14 protein-coding genes are annotated in these 14,712 nt (G+C 66.0%); 8 read left to right on the plus strand and 6 right to left on the minus strand.

The window, feature by feature from the left end:
* The first annotated feature begins 155 nt into the window (after window positions 1–155).
* Both QHG62_RS11110 and QHG62_RS11115 read left to right on the plus strand, forming a co-directional pair.
* Window positions 156–344, plus strand: coding sequence for a hypothetical protein (locus QHG62_RS11110; protein WP_258506406.1), 189 nt, complete (start codon window positions 156–158; stop codon window positions 342–344).
* A 39-nt stretch (window positions 345–383) separates the two neighbouring features.
* Window positions 384–1,079, plus strand: a complete 696-nt coding sequence (locus QHG62_RS11115; RefSeq protein WP_281150909.1) for a UdgX family uracil-DNA binding protein — start codon at window positions 384–386, stop codon at window positions 1,077–1,079.
* 19 nt (window positions 1,080–1,098) lie between these two features.
* Here QHG62_RS11115 and QHG62_RS11120 read toward each other — a convergent pair whose 3' ends face one another.
* Together QHG62_RS11120 and QHG62_RS11125 are read right to left on the minus strand one after the other, a co-directional pair.
* Window positions 1,099–1,707 (minus strand): alpha-ketoglutarate-dependent dioxygenase AlkB, encoded by a 609-nt coding sequence (locus QHG62_RS11120; RefSeq protein ID WP_281150910.1) that lies wholly within the window; start codon window positions 1,705–1,707, stop codon window positions 1,099–1,101.
* Window positions 1,694–3,982, minus strand: coding sequence for a helicase C-terminal domain-containing protein (locus QHG62_RS11125; protein ID WP_281151589.1), 2,289 nt, complete (start codon window positions 3,980–3,982; stop codon window positions 1,694–1,696). Before QHG62_RS11125 ends, QHG62_RS11120 begins: the two co-directional genes overlap by 14 nt.
* Window positions 3,983–4,195: 213 nt before the next feature.
* On the opposite strand from QHG62_RS11125, the gene QHG62_RS11130 reads away from it, so the two are divergent.
* The 5 genes from QHG62_RS11130 to QHG62_RS11150 all read left to right on the plus strand — a co-directional run bounded on the left by QHG62_RS11130 (window position 4,196) and on the right by QHG62_RS11150 (window position 10,798).
* Window positions 4,196–7,687 carry a response regulator gene (locus QHG62_RS11130; protein WP_281150911.1) on the plus strand — a complete coding sequence of 1,164 codons (3,492 nt, stop codon included), beginning with the start codon at window positions 4,196–4,198 and terminating at the stop codon, window positions 7,685–7,687.
* A 47-nt stretch (window positions 7,688–7,734) separates the two neighbouring features.
* Complete coding sequence (locus QHG62_RS11135) at window positions 7,735–8,550, plus strand: CheR family methyltransferase (protein ID WP_281150912.1); 816 nt, start codon at window positions 7,735–7,737, stop codon at window positions 8,548–8,550.
* Window positions 8,547–9,152 carry a chemotaxis protein CheB gene (locus tag QHG62_RS11140; protein WP_281150913.1) on the plus strand — a complete coding sequence of 202 codons (606 nt, stop codon included), beginning with the start codon at window positions 8,547–8,549 and terminating at the stop codon, window positions 9,150–9,152. The genes QHG62_RS11135 and QHG62_RS11140 overlap by 4 nt, the downstream gene beginning before the upstream one ends.
* A complete protein-coding gene (locus QHG62_RS11145; RefSeq protein WP_281150914.1) occupies window positions 9,142–10,362 on the plus strand; it encodes a hybrid sensor histidine kinase/response regulator in 1,221 nt (406 codons plus the stop codon). The genes QHG62_RS11140 and QHG62_RS11145 overlap by 11 nt, the downstream gene beginning before the upstream one ends.
* 76 nt (window positions 10,363–10,438) lie before the next feature.
* Window positions 10,439–10,798, plus strand: coding sequence for a response regulator (locus QHG62_RS11150; protein ID WP_281150915.1), 360 nt, complete (start codon window positions 10,439–10,441; stop codon window positions 10,796–10,798).
* A 4-nt stretch (window positions 10,799–10,802) separates the two neighbouring features.
* Here the strand turns inward: QHG62_RS11150 and QHG62_RS11155 are convergent, their stop codons facing one another.
* Window positions 10,803–11,750 carry an adenylate/guanylate cyclase domain-containing protein gene (locus tag QHG62_RS11155; protein ID WP_281150916.1) on the minus strand — a complete coding sequence of 316 codons (948 nt, stop codon included), beginning with the start codon at window positions 11,748–11,750 and terminating at the stop codon, window positions 10,803–10,805.
* A gap of 394 nt (window positions 11,751–12,144) precedes the next feature.
* Here QHG62_RS11155 and QHG62_RS11160 point away from each other — a divergent pair, with 394 nt between their 5' ends.
* Window positions 12,145–12,387 carry a hypothetical protein gene (locus QHG62_RS11160; protein WP_281150917.1) on the plus strand — a complete coding sequence of 81 codons (243 nt, stop codon included), beginning with the start codon at window positions 12,145–12,147 and terminating at the stop codon, window positions 12,385–12,387.
* Between the two features lie 20 nt (window positions 12,388–12,407).
* Here the strand turns inward: QHG62_RS11160 and QHG62_RS11165 are convergent, their stop codons facing one another.
* The 3 genes from QHG62_RS11165 to QHG62_RS11175 are packed head-to-tail and all read right to left on the minus strand — an operon-like array spanning window position 12,408 to window position 14,711.
* The gene (locus tag QHG62_RS11165) at window positions 12,408–13,370 is read right to left on the minus strand and encodes an LD-carboxypeptidase (protein WP_281150918.1); all 963 of its coding nucleotides are present in this window, start codon (window positions 13,368–13,370) and stop codon (window positions 12,408–12,410) included.
* Window positions 13,367–14,485 (minus strand): tRNA adenosine(34) deaminase TadA, encoded by a 1,119-nt coding sequence (gene tadA, locus QHG62_RS11170; protein WP_281150919.1) that lies wholly within the window; start codon window positions 14,483–14,485, stop codon window positions 13,367–13,369. Before tadA ends, QHG62_RS11165 begins: the two co-directional genes overlap by 4 nt.
* Window positions 14,475–14,711, minus strand: coding sequence for a hypothetical protein (locus QHG62_RS11175; RefSeq protein WP_281150920.1), 237 nt, complete (start codon window positions 14,709–14,711; stop codon window positions 14,475–14,477). Before QHG62_RS11175 ends, tadA begins: the two co-directional genes overlap by 11 nt.
* Between the last annotated feature and the right edge of the window lies 1 nt (window position 14,712).

Here is a 14,712-nt window from a genome sequence, read left to right on the forward strand (position 1 = left end):
GTTGCAAACCGGAAATGACATGGCTCGAAGCTATTGGCCCGCCGCCGCCGCGAGCGCCCGGGTTGGACGACGCCCGTCGTGGGTCTATTCCCACACCGGCGGCCCCGCGCCGCGCGGAGAAATGCATGTCCACGCATTTTTCAAGGAGCAATTTCATGTCGAAGACGAATCCCAACACCCCCGATGAACGCGGCTCGCTCCCGCCCGATCACAACAAGGCGGGCAACCAGAGCCCCACGCCCCGTAACGAGCCACGCCGCACCGCTGAAAGCCGCCACGACCGCGAAAGCCACGTCGGCAGCAGCAACCAGACCCAATCGCGCCGAGGCGGCGGCACGCACTGAGGGCCCCCGGCTGAACACGAACTACCTGCGGTCTCGCCCATGTCTCACCGCAACGAAGCCACCGCAGCCCTGAAGGCGCTGAGCATCGCCACCGACGCATGCCGCGAGTGCCCGCTGGGCGAGCCCGCAACGCAGTCGGTCTTTGGCGAGGGCCCGGTCGGCGCTGTGCTGATGGTGGTGGGCGAGCAGCCCGGCGACAAGGAAGACCTGGTGGGCCGCCCCTTCGTCGGCCCCGCCGGCAAGCTGTTCGACCGCGCCGTGGCCGAGCTCGGCTGGTCGCGCGACAAGCTCTACGTGACCAATGCGGTGAAGCATTTCAAATACGAACTGCGCGGCAAGCGCCGCATCCACAAGACGCCGGGCCAGCGCGAGGCTGAGGCCTGCAGGCACTGGCTCGAAAGCGAAATAGAGCTCGTGCAGCCGCGCGCCTTCATTGCCTTGGGCGGCACGGCCGCGCGCTCGCTGCTGGGCCGGCCGGTGGCCGTGATGAAGGAGCGTGGCCAGTGGCAGGAGAACCCCGCCGGACACCGAGTGCTGGTGACGCTGCACCCTTCCGCCCTGCTGCGCGGCGACCCGGAGCAAAGGGAGGCCGCGTGGGAAGCCTGGCTCAAGGACCTGCGGGTGGCCTCGGAGGTGATGAAGAAAACGGCGGCTGCCAAGTCTCCCGGGCGTGCCGCCCCCGCGCCCCGGCCGGTGCGCGCCCCACGCCGGACTCGAACGACAGCCCCTGCCTAGGCCCTCGCCGCGCGGGATGTCAGGCGCGCCGCCGCGTGCGCATGGTGATCGAATAGCGCAGCGTCTCGGTGGGCGCAATGGCGTGCTGCCAGGCCCAGCGCGCTTCGCTTCGAAGCGTGTAGATGGAGCGCGGCTCCATCAGCAGCTCGAGGCCCGGAGGTGCGCTGGCGCTGGCCGGGGGATAAGGCCGCAGCTGCATCACGGCATCGCCGAGCAGCGAAACGCCGACGATGTCCTCGAAGTCGGGCACGTCGCGGTGCCAGCCAAGCGGCGTTCCGGGCCGATATTCGGCCACGAGCATGTGGGCGAAATCTTCGGGCGCCATGCCCATCCATTCGGCCACCCTGGCCCTTAGGGGGTGGAATACCTCAGGGATCGGCGCACCCGGCTTGAGACGATGGTTGGCAAAGTCGTAGCTGCCGCCAAAGCCGATGCCGCGGCGGCGCGCGGTGTATTCCTTGTAGCGCATCTCCCGGAGCTCGAAGCCCCGCACGATGCGCAGCAGCTCCTCTTCTTCGGCGCGCGTGAGAAATTCATGCTCGTACCGCAGGCCCTCGATGGCTGCCGCCGGCACCTCACCGAACAGGTCGGGCTCGTCGGCCAGCTGAATGCGCCTAGCGGATCGCATCGACGCCTCCCCGTTCTCCCTTCGCACGTGCCGGGCCGCCCAGCTGCAACTCCCACCAGGGCGGCAGCAGCTGCCGGATTTCAGCGCGTGCAAACCGGTCGTCCAGCAGATGCAGCACGCCGCTGTCTTGTTCGGTGCGAATGACGCGCCCGGCAGCCTGCACCACTTTTTGCAGGCCCGGATAGAGATAGGTGTACTCGTACCCCTTGCCGAAGCGCGCCTGCATGCGCTCGCGCGTGATCTCGTTCAGGGCGTTGTATTGCGGCAGGCCCAGGCTCGCGACAAAGGCGCCGATGAGCCGGCTTCCGGGCAGGTCGATGCCTTCGCCGAAGGCGCCGCCGAGCACGGCAAAGCCGATTCCTCGCCCGCCCTCCTCGAAGCGAGCCACAAAGTCGCGCCGCTCGGCCTCGGCCATGCCGCGGGTTTGCGTCCACACGGGCACGCCCGGGTGCCTGGCCAAGAATGCCGCGCAGGCTTTTTCAAGGTAGTCGAAGCTGCTGAAGAACGCGAGGTAGTTGCCCGGCAGGCGCTCGAACTGGGCCCCGATGATTTCGGCCACGCTGCGCAACGATCCGGCGCGGTCGCGGAACCGGGTCGACACGTTCATGGCCACTTCCACGCGCAGTTGCTGGCTGCAGAAAGGCGACGCCACGTCGAGCAAGGCCGTGTCGGCCGGCAGCCCGAGCGCGTCGCGGTAGAACTCGAAAGGCGACAAGGTGCCCGAAAAGCAGGTGACCGATGCGGCATCGGCAAACCTCGGTTCGAGAAACGGTGCGGGCACCAGGTTGCGGATGGCCAGGCTGCGCTGCTGCTGGTCTTGCGCGGGCCCCAGCGTTCGCTCGAAAACCGAATGGTCGCCGAACGATTCGGCCAGCCGCGCGAACTGCAGCGCATCGAAGAAAAAGCGCTGCAGCGGTCCTTGCAGGGCCTCGGGCGTGGCCGCGAAATATTCGCCCATCGCCATGTTGGCCGCCTGCAGGGCACGCGCAAAACGCTCGGGAACTTCATCGACCACGTCGTACGGCTCGGCCTGCGATTGCTGCACCGTGTCCCACTCGCGGTAGAGCCGGGCCAGCGGGCCGCGCACCGCCGAGGGAGCCGCGCGGTGAGCTTCTTCGAGCGCCGGGCCGTCGAGCTGGGCGGTGTACATGCCGCGCGCCCGCTCCAGCAGGTTGTGCGCCTCGTCCACCAGCACGGCTGCGCGCCACTCGGCGTCTTTCATGGTGGCAAAGAGAAAGGCGCTGCCGTCGAAGTAGTAGTTGTAGTCGCCCACGATCACGTCGCACCAGTGCGCCATTTCCTGCGCAAGGAAATAGGGGCACACGGTGTGTGCCAGCGCAATGTGCCGCAGCGCCTGCCGGTCGAGCCGGGCGGTGCGCGCGGCCTCTTCCCGTGCGGCGGGCAGGCGGTCGTAGAAGCCTTTGGCAAGCGGGCATGAGTCGCCGTTGCAGGCCCGGTCTGGGTATTCGCACACCTTCTCGCGCGCGGTGAGCTCGAGCACTCGCACCTGCGCGCAGTCTTTGCCCAGCAAGCGCAGCGCGTCCAGCGCCACGGCGCGGCCGGAGGTCTTGGCGGTAAGAAAGAAGATCTTGTCGATCTTTTGCGCGGCCCGGGCCTTGAGCAGCGGAAAGATGGTGGCCAGCGTCTTGCCGATGCCGGTGGGGGCCTGCGCCATGAGGCAGCGGCCGTTCACGGCGGCGCGGTACACGGCCTCTGCCAGTTCACGCTGGCCCGCACGGAACGCGCCGTGCGGAAATCCGAGCCGGGCGAGCGCGCCATCGAGCGCTGCATGGTGCGCGGCTTCAGCCTCTGCCCAGGCGCTGTAGCACGCGCACAAGCGCTCGAAATGCGCCTGCAGCGCCGCCCGCTCGTGCTGCTCTTCGAGCACGGTTTCGTCGCCGGTGGCCAGATCGAGGTACACCAGCGCCACGGTCATGCGTTCGTAGCCGTGCAGTTCGCACAGCATCCAGCCGTAGGTGCGCGCCTGGGCCCAGTGCAGGGCCCGGTGGTTGCCGCGAATGGCGTCGAAGTCGCCGCGGAAGGTCTTGATTTCTTCGACCCGGCGTTCGCGCGGATCATGGCCGTCGGCCCGGCCCCGCACCTTGAGCGCGCCCCAGTGCGAAACCAGCGCCACCTCGCTCTGGTAGCCATTGCCACGCCGCCCCTGTACCAGCGCGTGGCCGGCCATGCCCTCGAGCGCGCTGGGCGCGGGCACAAAACGCAGGTCGAGATCGCCCGCCTTGGCCGCAAAGGCACACAGCGCCTTGACGGACACCGTACGCTCCCCGGGCGGATCGATCACCCCGTTCTGCAGCTTGGTCGAAGGATTCGCGGTCACTTGGATGGCACTGTATGAAAGAACAGTATAACGGCGAGCCCGAGGTGGCGCTCCGCATTGCCGCACAAGAACGTCTCGGGGCCTTCTCCGACACAAAGGACCTCTGACTTCGGCAAAACTAGAAAAGTTTTGCTTACAAATCTCGCCTTAATGAAAACTCCGACCGCGATCGACCCCGATGATTTCGACCGCCTGCTGAGCCGAAACCTGAAACTGCCGTTGCTCGGAGGCCTGATCGGCGCCCTGGTGTTCGTTGGCCTGATCGTCTATCTGCTGTCGACCATCGGCGCGGTCGAGCACTCGGACCGCGTGACGCGCAGCGCAAGCGAGCTGCAGCGGCGCAGCATCGATATGGAAACCGGGCTGCGCGGTTTTCTCATTACGGGCGACGAGAGCTTTCTGGAGCCCTACCAAACCGCCTTGCCAAGAATCAAGGGTGAGATCGACTCGCTGCGCAAGCTGGTTTCGGACAACCGGCAGCAGCTGGAGCGGCTGGAGCGCATAGACGCCATCCAGCAGGACTGGAATGAATATGCCCGCGGCCTGATTGCCGTGCGCAAGACCGGCGCCGACTACCAGCAGGCGGTGCGGCAAGGCCGCGGCAAGCAGCTGAGCGATGCCATGCGCGCCGAGTTCGCGGGGTTTATCGAGACCGAACAGGGCTTGCGTTTTCAGCGCAGCGAACAGGCCAACCGCACGAGCTGGCTGGTGGTGGGCACGTTCCTGCTGTTCACGCTGCTGTTCACCGGCCTGGTGGCGTACTTCGGCCGGCGGCAGCTGATGCGGCTTTCGGACAGCTACGACGTGGTGCTGCAGGAGCAAGCCGCGCATGCCGATCGGCTGGCGCAGCAAGCGTGGCTGCGCAGTGCGCAAACAGAGCTGGTGGGCGACCTGGTGGGCGAACTGAGCGCCAACGACCTGGGCCGCAAGGTCCTGGCCTTTTGCTCGCGTCACCTGGGCAGCGCCGTGGGTGCGCTGTATGTTCGCGAACGGGACGGGTCGCTGCGCCGCGCGGCGAGCTATGGCTTCTCGATGGAGGCGGAGGCCTCGCCGCAAGTGTTCTCCCCCACCCAGAGCCTGATCGGCCAGGCTGCGGCGGAGCGGCGGCGCATGCTCATCGAGCCGATCCGGGCGGACTACCTGAAGGTGAATTCGGGCCTGGGCGAAATGGCGCCCTCGGCCGTGCTGCTGATGCCGGTGTCGAGCAACGGCGTTGTCAACGGCGTGGTCGAGCTGGGCCTTCCGGCCGCGCCCGATTCGCGCGCCAACGAACTGCTCGACCTGGTGGGCGAAGACATCGGCGACTCGCTGGCAGCAGCCCGCTATCGCGAACAGCTGCAGGACGCGCTGGCCGAAACGCAGCAGCTCAACGAAGAGCTGCAAGTGCAGCAGGAAGAACTGCGCACCGCCAACGAGGAGCTCGAAGAGCAATCGCGCGCGCTGCGGGCTTCGCAGGCCATGCTTGAAAACCAACAGGCCGAGCTGGAACAGACCAACAGCCAGCTTTCCGAGCGCACCGAGGCGCTGGACCAGCGCAACGCCGCCCTGCGCCGGGTGCAGCGCGACCTGGAAGACCGCGCCGACGAGCTGCAGCGGGCAAGCCGCTACAAATCGGAGTTTCTGGCCAACATGTCGCACGAACTGCGCACGCCTCTCAACAGTGCGCTCATCCTTGCGAAGCTGCTCGGCGACAACCCGCAGGGCAACCTGAGCCCGGAGCAGGTGAAGTTCGCCGAATCGATCTATTCGTCGGGCAACGACCTGTTGACGCTCATCAACGACATCCTGGACATCTCCAAGGTCGAGGCGGGCAAGCTGGAGATCGTGGTCGAGAACGTGGCGCTCGACAAACTCGCGCAAAGCCTGGAGAGTACCTTCAAGCCCGTGGCCGCCGAAAAGCGGCTGGCTTTCAGGCTGGAAATGCGCCCGGGCACGCCGCCCCTGCTGGTGACCGACCGGCACCGGGTCGAGCAGATCCTGAAGAACCTGCTCTCCAACGCAATCAAGTTCACCGACAGCGGCGAGGTGGCGCTAGTGGTTTCCGCCGCGCCGGACGGCGGTGCGGTCTTCGCGGTTTCGGATTCGGGCATCGGCATTGCACCCGACCAGCAAGCACTGATCTTCGAAGCCTTTCACCAGGCCGACGGCACCACCAGCCGCCGCTATGGCGGCACGGGCCTGGGCCTTTCGATTTCGCGCGACCTCACGGGGCTGCTAGGCGGCACGCTCGCGGTGCAGAGCCAGCCTGGGCAGGGCAGCACCTTCACGCTGCAGTTGCCGGCCGTGGCGCCGCAGGGCTTGCAAGAGCCGGCCCCGGCTCCCGCCAAAGCGGCAGCCGTGCAGGCCCCCTCTCCCATTGCTTTCACAGGACACTCGCCGCCGGTGGCCCCGGGGCCGCACGGCGCCGTGCCGCCACCGCTTTTTGCCGACGACCGCGAGCTGCCGCGCGACCAGGTGCGCCGGGTGCTCGTGATCGAGGACGAGCCGCAGTTCGCGCACATCCTCTACGACCTGGCGCACGAGCTTGGCTACCGCTGCCTGGTGGCGCACGGTGCCGCCGACGGCTTTGAATTGGCGCAGCAGTTTGTGCCCGATGCAATCCTCCTCGACATGCGGCTGCCCGACAGCACCGGCCTGGACGTTCTGCAGCGCCTGAAGGATTCGCCGAAGACGCGCCACATTCCGATCCATGTGGTGTCGGCCGCCGACAACGCACAGGCCGCCGCGCTGCACATGGGCGCCATCGGCTATGCGCAGAAGCCGGCCACGCGCGCCGAGCTGATGCAGGTGTTCGCGAGGCTCGAAGAAAAGCTCACGCAAAAGGTCAAGACCGTGCTGCTGGTCGAAGACGATGCGCTGCAGCGCGAGAGCGTGATCCGGCTCATCGGCGACGAAGACATCGAGATCATTGCCGTGGGCTCCGGCGGAGAAGCGCTCGAGCTTTTGCGCAGGCGGGTGTTCGACTGCATGATCACCGACCTGCACCTGCCCGACATGCAGGGCAGCGAGTTGCTCAAGCAGATGGCGGCCGAAGAAATCGTCTCGTTCCCGCCGGTGATCGTCTACACCGGGCGCAACCTCACGCGCGACGAAGAGGCCGAACTGCAGCGCTATTCGCGCTCGATCATCATCAAGGGCGCCCGTTCGCCGGAGCGGCTGCTCGACGAGGTCACGCTGTTCCTGCACAAGGTGGAAGCCGAGCTTTCGAGCGAGCGCCAGGGCATGCTCAAGGCCGCGCGCGGGCGCGACCGCATCTTCGAGGGCCGCACCATCCTGCTGGTGGACGACGACGTGCGCAACATCTTCGCGCTGACGAGCGCACTGGAGCAGCGCGGCGCCGCGGTCGAGATCGGCCGCAACGGCCGCGAGGCGCTCGAAAAACTCGCCCACGTGCGCGAGATCGACCTGGTACTGATGGACGTGATGATGCCGGAGATGGACGGCCTGGAAGCCACGCGCCGCCTGCGCGCCGACCCGCGCTTCGACAAGCTGCCCGTGATCGCGATTACCGCCAAGGCCATGAAGGACGATCGCGAGCAGTGCCTGGCAGCGGGCGCCAGCGACTACCTGGCCAAGCCTGTGGATTTGGAGCGCCTGTTCTCGCTCTTGCGCGTGTGGCTGCCGAAAATGGAGCGGCTGTGACCTCCACCGCTCCGCCTTCGTCCCTGCCGGCTTCCCCGCCCTCCCCGTTGAGCAACACGGAGATCGAGCTGCGGCTGCTGATGGAGGCCATCTACCTCAAATACAGCTACGACTTTCGAAACTACACCGTCGCGTCGCAGAAGCGCCGCGTGCTGCATGCGCTGGCGCAGCTCGGGCTGCCGAGCATTTCGGCGCTGCAGGAAAAAGTGCTGCGAGACCCCGCCCTGTTCGGCCGGCTGCTGCAATACCTGACGATTCCGGTGAGCGAGATGTTTCGCGACCCGGCCTATTTTCTGGCGCTGCGCCAGCATGTGGTGCCCATCTTGCACACCTACCCTTCGGTGAAGGTGTGGGTGGCGGGTTGCAGCACGGGCGAAGAGGTGTTTTCGCTAGCGATCTTGCTGAGGGAAGAAGGCCTGCTCTCGCGCACGCAGATCTATGCCACCGACATCAATCCCGCCTCGCTCGAAAAGGCGCGGCAGGGCATCTTTCCGATCGAGGCGGTGCGCGGGTACACGGCCAACTACCAGCGCGCGGGCGGGCGCAGTTCTTTCTCCGACTACTACACGGCCGCCTACGAGGCCGCCCGCTTCGACCCATCGCTGTGCGCCGACGTCATCTTTGCCGACCACAGCCTGGCAACGGACAGCGTGTTTGCCGAGACGCAGCTGGTGTCTTGCCGCAATGTGCTCATCTATTTCAACCGCGAACTGCAAGACCGCGCGCTGGGCCTGTTCCACGAATCGCTCTGCCACCGTGGGTTTCTTGGGCTGGGTGCAAAGGAAAGCATCGATTTTTCGAGCTACTCGCAACGCTTCGATGCGCATTCGCAGCCGGAGCGCATCTACCGCAAGGCCACATGAAGCCGACCGCACCTCAACCCCCGGAGCGGCGCGTCGAAGCCGTGGTGCTTGGCGCATCCGCGGGCGGCATCGAGGCGTTGTTCACGCTGCTGAATGGCCTTCCGCCGTCATGGAGCCTGCCCGTGGTGATCGTGCTGCACGTGCCCGAAAACCACGAGAGCCACCTGCCCCAGATCTTTGCCGACCGCCTGCACCTGCCTGTGCACGAGGCTGCGGACAAGATGCCGCTCGCGGCCGGGCATGTGTACTTCGCACCGCCTGGCTATCACCTGTCGATCGAGCGCGACCGGCGGTTTTCGCTCAGCTGTGAGCCGCCGGTGCATTTTTCGCGGCCCTCGATCGACGTACTGATGAGTTCGGCCGCCGACGCCTACGGCCCTGCGCTTGCCGGCATGCTGCTTACCGGCGCGAACGAAGACGGCGCCGAAGGACTCCAACGCATTCAGCAGGCCGGCGGCATCACAGCCGTTCAGGACCCCAACGAAGCACAGATTTCCATCATGCCCCAAGCGGCCATTGCCTTGCATTCCCCTGATCACGTGCTACCCCTGCGCGAGCTTCGCGCATTGCTCTTGCAACTGGAGTCCGCCCATGCCCATTGACGTCGAGAGCAAGTTGCTGATCGTCGATGACCTGCCAGAAAACCTTCTTGCGCTCGAGGCCCTGATTCGCGGCCCCGGGCGCGCGGTGTACCGCGCAACTTCGGCCGAGGAAGCGCTTGCGCTGCTGCTCGACCACGAGTTTGCGCTGGCCATTCTCGATGTGCAGATGCCCGGCATGAACGGCTTCGAGCTGGCCGAGCTCATGCGCGGCACGGAGCGCACGCGGCACATTCCCATCATCTTTGTGAGCGCGGCGGGCCGCGAGCTCAACTACGCCTTCCAGGGCTATGAAAGCGGCGCAGTCGACTTCCTGCACAAGCCGCTCGACCCGCATGCGGTCACGAGCAAGGTCAACGTGTTCGTCGACCTGCACCGCCACCGCAAGGCGCTCGGCCAGGAGATGGAAAAGCTCGCTGCCGCCAACCACAAGCAGGAAGAACTGGTGCAGCAGCTGCGGCATACGCAGCGGGAGCTGGAGCGTGCGGTGCAGATGCGAGACGATTTCATGTCGATGGTTTCGCACGAGCTGCGCACGCCACTCAACACCCTTTACCTCGAAACGCAGCTGCGGCAGCTGCATGTGGCCAAGGGCAACCTGGAGTCGTTTGCAGCGGACCGCCTGCCCTCGATGATCGAACGCGACCAGCGGCAGATACGCAACATGGTGCGGCTGATCGACGACATGCTCGACGTGACGCGCATGCGAAGGGACGCGCTGTCGATACAGCCCAAGTCGGTAGACCTGGCCGCCCTTGCACGGGCCGTGGTGGAAGGCCTGCGGCAGCAGGCGGAAGCCGCAGGCTCGGTGATTGCGCTCGAAGCGCCGGGCGAGCTGCGCGGTGTGTGGGACGAGTTCCGCATCGAGCAGGTGCTGACCAACCTGCTGACCAACGCGCTGCGCTACGGCCGCGGCAAACCTGTCGAGATGATGCTGGGCCAGGCCGACGGCACGGCGCGCATCACCGTGCGCGACCAGGGGATCGGCATTGCGCCGGAAGACCAGCAACGCATCTTCGAGCAGTTCGAGCGCACCGACGACAGCCGCAAGCACGCATCCGGCCTCGGCCTTGGCCTCTACATCACGCGGCAGATCGTGTGCCTGCACAACGGCCGCATCGAGGTGGAGAGTACGCCGGGCGAAGGGGCGCTGTTCCGCGTCGAACTGCCGCTGGAGGCCGTCGCCGCGACTGCGGCGCCAACGCAGGCGTAGGCGCCCTCCTACTGCATGCCGTGCAATTGGCCGGGATACTGTGAGGTTCGCCCTAGCTGATGGAAAGCGTGCCACTGTGAATGTGCTGATCGTCGACGACAACCAGGCCGCGGCCGACCTGCTGCAGGAACTGCTGACCCTGCAGGACCATACCGCCCGCTGCACCTACACGGCGCAGCAGGCCATGGACGCGGCCAAGGCGGAGCACTTCGATGCAGCGCTCATCGACCTGACCCTGCCCGATTTTCCGGGTACCGAGGTGGCGCGGCGCTTGCGCTCCGAGGCCTCGGAAGGCGCCCCGCGGCTGCTGGTGGCCATTTCGGGTTTTTCAGCAGAAGACGCGGCCGGCGCCTCGGCGCGGAACCTTTTCGACCACCATCTTCAAAAGCCGATCGATTTCGGCCAGCTCGCCGCGATTCTTTCCGCGCCGCAGTAGGTTTTCAGCGCCGGGCGGTGCCCGGCGACAGCAGCATTTCGGTGCCGGCCATCTTGAAGGCAATGGTAGGCGCGGTGAAATCGCTCAGCGATGCGCCAAGGCCGATCTCGCCGCTGCCGTGCAAAACGCATTCTTCGCGCCGCAGCGCAATTTCGTTGCTCGGCCCGCCGTTGCCATGAAACCGCACCCAGGTGCCGTAGGTGCTGAGATCGGTCAGCACGCAACTGCCCTGCCGCAGCTCAATGCGCGCGTGCAGGCGTGAAACGCGCGGGTCGTTGACCACGAACTGCGCGTCATTCACGCGGCCAAGGTGAATTGGCAACTCTTCGGTGCGAAACATGGAGCGCACGTCAAGCCACGCAAGCTCGATCTGGCCGAACGAAGAATCAGGCAGGCGCATGGGCATGAGTGCGGCCGGCACGGTGAGGAACGAGGTCACCTCCTCCTGCCAGTCGATGCGGTGGACGGCCGACATTTCACTTCGGCCGCGAATGGTGATGAGGCCCAGGTCGCGGTGCCGCACGCCGACCTCGCGCAGCTGCGAAATCACGGCGTCGGTGGCCCAGATCTGGCCGGGCCCGGCCAGGTCGCTCAGCCGCGAGGCCAGGTTGACCGCGTCACCGAAACAGTCGCCTTCCACCTCGAGCACTTCGCCGCTTGCCACGCCAATCTGCAACGCCATGCGCAGCGGTGCCGGCCAGGCCACCAGGCGCTTCTGGTGATAGCGCTGAAGTTCGATGACCGCATGCGTAGCCGCGGCGGCGTTCGAGAAAATGGCAAACACGCCGTCGCCCAGCGACTTGACCACCCTGCCGCCGTGCGCCTGGCAAATGCTGCCGATCCATTGGGTGAGCCGCGTCACCGTCTCGGTGGCGCGCGCGTTTCCCATGGCTTCAAAAACCCGGGAGCTTCCAGTCAGGTCGGCAAAAACGACGGTGGAATTCACATCCATGCTGTTGGGGAGAGCTCGAAGGCAGCAGTTGCTGGTGCCCACACATTAACGGCCTGTTGACGGATCGACGCGTGGTACGAGCCTGTTAACCCCATTTCTGTGCACTGAACTTGTACGACCGTCCGCAGGATGACATTTATTTTTACAACTTTCGTAGTCAAACACCAACGACGTTCTTATCTGAATCGTAAAGTGTGTTGTTTGCAAACAAGAAACACTGTTTCAGAACTTGTTAATCGTCGGACTGAGGCTTAAGGTAGCAACCGTCCTTGCTTCCGGCAATACGCTTTTAGTCCTCATGCTGACTTTTCGTCGCTTTTTTCGCTTCTTCGGAATTCCCGGTTTCGGGTCTCCCCGAATGGGAGAAAACCAGTTGGGAAGAATCCGCTCGGCCATGCTGTCTGTGCTGCAGGCGCACGGAGGCCATTCGGTACAGCGCGTTGCACAGCGCGTGCGGTTTGCGGCCGACGTGGAGTCGCTCTGGTATTTGCGCCAGGACGTGATGGTTGCGCTGAGCGCCATCGATGGCGAAGCCGCTGCCCGCCGCCAGATGAAAGCCATCAACAGCATGTTCGAAGGCGGCCTGCCGGGCTCGATGGGCCCGCGCGCGCACCAGCGCTTTACGCAGCACCAATAACAGCGCCGGCGTCTGCTGGCTCAATGCGCGTGGCCGTGCGCGTGATGCGCATCGTGGGCATGCGCGTGCCGATGGCCCCAGACCATGAAGACATCGCGCCCCTGGGCGGCCAGTTCCACCTTGGCGCCCACAGGCAGCAGCACCTTGGTCTGCACATGCCCGAAGGGCAGCCCCGTGAGCACAGGCACCTTGAGCGTTGCGCGCAACCTGTCGACCACTGAATCGAAGCCGAAACCGCGGTCGTAGCCCGGCACCTTGCGCATGCCGGTGAACTGGCCAAACACGATGACGCGCTGCTTTGCCAGCACGCCAGCCATGCGCAGCTGGTCGAGCATGCGCTCGATGCGGTACGGATGCTCGTTGGTGTCCTCGATGAAAAGCACCCCTTTATCCACCTGCGGGAAATAAGGCGTTCCGAGCAGGCTGGTCAGCACGCAAAGGTTGCCGCCCCAGAGGGTGGCGTCGTGCACGGGCTTGAGCTTCAGCCCGGCGTCGCGCACCGGCATGCGCCAGCCGGTGCCTTCGCCCTGCCCGCTCACCAGGTCGTCGAAGCAGGCTTCCATGATGTCGTCGGCACCGCCTTCGGCGCCGAAGTCTTCGCCCACCGCAGGGCCGGCCCAGGTGACGGCGCCGGTCTTGACGTACAGCGCGTTCTGCAGGGCCGTGAAGTCGCTCAGGCCCACGAATTCGGTTCCGCGCTGGATCGCCTTGGCCACGGCCCTGTAGGGGATGGCGTCGAGGATGCGCGTGAGCCCGTAGCCGCCGCGCGCAATCAATGCAATGTCGGCACCGCTGGCGGCGGCACGGCTGATCGACGCGAGGCGTGTTGCGTCGTCGCCCGCAAAGCGCTGGTGCACGGCAAGTGCGGCCTCGTCGACTTCGACTTCATAGCCCAGGGCCTTGAGTCTTTTCACACCGCGGCGAAAGGCGGCCTTGTCGCGAATCGCGCTGGAGGGGGAATAGATGTAGATGTGTTTGGTCACGCCGCCGAGTATCCCATTGCATTGCGGGCCTGCCGTGCCAGCGACGCAGCCTGCTCGGCACTCGGGCCCGACGACGATGCGATGGGGCCGAGTGCACGCAGCGCGGCCTGGTAGCCGCGGTCCGGGAATGGGGCGCGCCACGCATCGCTGATCCGCTCGCCGCCATCGGGCGCAAGAAGGATGGCCGCGAACCGCTCCGGCCTTGTTGCCTGAAGCAATGCCGCGATACCGGCACCCGCGGCGCTGTGCACCAGCACCATCGGCCCGGGCTGCATGCGGTCGAGCCATTCGCTCAACACCTGGCAGTGCCATTCGGGCGTGTGCACCGCCTCGCGCTTGGGCTTGTCGCTTTTGCCGAAGCCGACAAGATCTGGCACCAGCGTTCGCAGCCCTGGCGCCCCCACCAGATGGCGAAAGAAGTAGCCCCATTCGCCGGGGCCATGGACGCACAGGCAACAGGCTGTCTGCGCGTCGCTCGGGCCTTCGCCTTCGTCTATGTAGTGCATGCGCCAGCCTCGCAGGCTGGGCAGGTCCTGGACGTAGCGTGGCGCAAATGCGTAGCCCTCCAGCGCATCGAAGCGCTCGGCCGGCGTGCGCAGTGCGTCGTCGCGCAAGGGCTCGGCCTGCTCGCGCGCCGCATCGCGCCGCTCCTTGAAGAATTCTTGCAGCACGGCGCTGCATTCGGCGGACAGCACACCGCCCTGCACCTGCGTGCGATGGTTCAGGCGGGGTTCCGCAAAAAGATCGACCACCGAACCGGCCGCCCCGGTCTTGGGGTCCGCCGCACCGAACACCACGCGCGCGAGCCGTGCATGCAACATGGCACCCGCGCACATGGCGCACGGCTCGAGGGTGACAAAGAGCTCGCAGCCGTCGAGCCGATAGTTGCCGAGTGCGGCGGCCGCGGAACGCAGCGCATTGATTTCGGCGTGCGCGCTCGGGTCGTGCTGCGCCACCGGCGTATTGCGCCCGGTGGCAATGACCTGGCCGTTCTTCACCAGCACTGCACCCACGGGCACTTCGCCGGCCTCGGCAGCACGGCGCGCCTCGGCCAGCGCCAGGCTCATCCAATGCGCGTCACCTGTCTGCAAAGGCTGCACGGGCTCAGTTGTCATCCGGCATCTTGCGCGCTTGCGCCGCGGCCTCGAGCGCTTCCTTCACCTGGGTTTGCACCTGCTGCACTTGTGCGCGCGCATGGGCCGGCGTCTCGCCCGGCGCGGGCGATGCAGCGCCGGGTACCGCGGGCAATGCCGGCCTTGCAGTGGCGGTCAGCTGCTTCCTGGCAAGCAGCCCGACGATCACCAGCGCCAGCACCAGGCCGAGCAATCCGAACATGCGCATG

The organism is Variovorax paradoxus, from assembly GCF_029919115.1.
Classification (GTDB): Bacteria; Pseudomonadota; Gammaproteobacteria; order Burkholderiales; family Burkholderiaceae_C; genus Variovorax; species Variovorax paradoxus_O.

Bases quoted from the DNA above. Each gene is read 5' to 3' on its own strand.
- QHG62_RS11110 (WP_258506406.1), top strand. From the start codon at position 156: ATGTCGAAGACGAATCCCAACACCCCCGATGAACGCGGCTCGCTCCCG.
- QHG62_RS11115 (WP_281150909.1), top strand. From the start codon at position 384: ATGTCTCACCGCAACGAAGCCACCGCAGCCCTGAAGGCGCTGAGCATC.
- QHG62_RS11120 (WP_281150910.1), bottom strand. From the start codon at position 1,707: ATGCGATCCGCTAGGCGCATTCAGCTGGCCGACGAGCCCGACCTGTTC.
- QHG62_RS11130 (WP_281150911.1), top strand. From the start codon at position 4,196: ATGAAAACTCCGACCGCGATCGACCCCGATGATTTCGACCGCCTGCTG.
- QHG62_RS11140 (WP_281150913.1), top strand. From the start codon at position 8,547: ATGAAGCCGACCGCACCTCAACCCCCGGAGCGGCGCGTCGAAGCCGTG.
- QHG62_RS11145 (WP_281150914.1), top strand. From the start codon at position 9,142: ATGCCCATTGACGTCGAGAGCAAGTTGCTGATCGTCGATGACCTGCCA.
- QHG62_RS11155 (WP_281150916.1), bottom strand. From the start codon at position 11,750: ATGGATGTGAATTCCACCGTCGTTTTTGCCGACCTGACTGGAAGCTCC.
- QHG62_RS11160 (WP_281150917.1), top strand. From the start codon at position 12,145: ATGCTGTCTGTGCTGCAGGCGCACGGAGGCCATTCGGTACAGCGCGTT.
- tadA (WP_281150919.1), bottom strand. From the start codon at position 14,485: ATGACAACTGAGCCCGTGCAGCCTTTGCAGACAGGTGACGCGCATTGG.
- QHG62_RS11175 (WP_281150920.1), bottom strand. From the start codon at position 14,711: ATGCGCATGTTCGGATTGCTCGGCCTGGTGCTGGCGCTGGTGATCGTC.